Source organism: Niallia yueguangensis, assembly GCF_052663115.1.
In genome coordinates, this window is the sequence record NZ_JBQTCX010000074.1 from 1 (window position 1) to 396 (window position 396).

Genomic DNA, 396 nt, shown 5'->3' on the forward strand with positions numbered 1-396 from the left:
TAAAATATAAATTATGGCTCAGTTGATAGAGCAAAGTATACCTTTTGTTTTTTAATGAAGGGGTATAGTTTAAAGGTAGAACAGAGGTCTCCAAAACCTCCGGTGTGGGTTCGATTCCTACTACCCCTGCCACGAAAAAAATTATGGCGGTTGTGGCGAAGTGGTTAACGCATCGGATTGTGGCTCCGACATTCGTGGGTTCGATTCCCATCAATCGCCCCATAATATATTTTCTTTTCATTGGGCTATAGCCAAGCGGTAAGGCAACGGACTTTGACTCCGTCACTCGTTGGTTCGAATCCAGCTAGCCCAGTCAATAGCTAAGTGGTAATCAAGAGGTCTGTAACATCTTTTCTCGGGCTAAAATCCGGTATCGCTTCAATTTATAACATTATA

The 396-nt window shown here is 42.4% G+C and carries 3 tRNA genes; all 3 read left to right on the forward strand.

Annotated features, from left to right (window positions below):
- Positions 1-58: 58 nt before the first annotated feature.
- The 3 genes from ACTYA4_RS22215 (at position 59) to ACTYA4_RS22225 (ending at position 313) form a co-directional block, all read left to right on the forward strand.
- A tRNA-Trp gene (locus ACTYA4_RS22215) sits at positions 59-132 on the forward strand.
- A gap of 14 nt (positions 133-146) precedes the next feature.
- Positions 147-222: transfer RNA gene (locus ACTYA4_RS22220), tRNA-His, on the forward strand.
- Between the two features lie 19 nt (positions 223-241).
- Positions 242-313 (forward strand) — tRNA-Gln (locus ACTYA4_RS22225).
- Positions 314-396 lie beyond the last annotated feature (83 nt).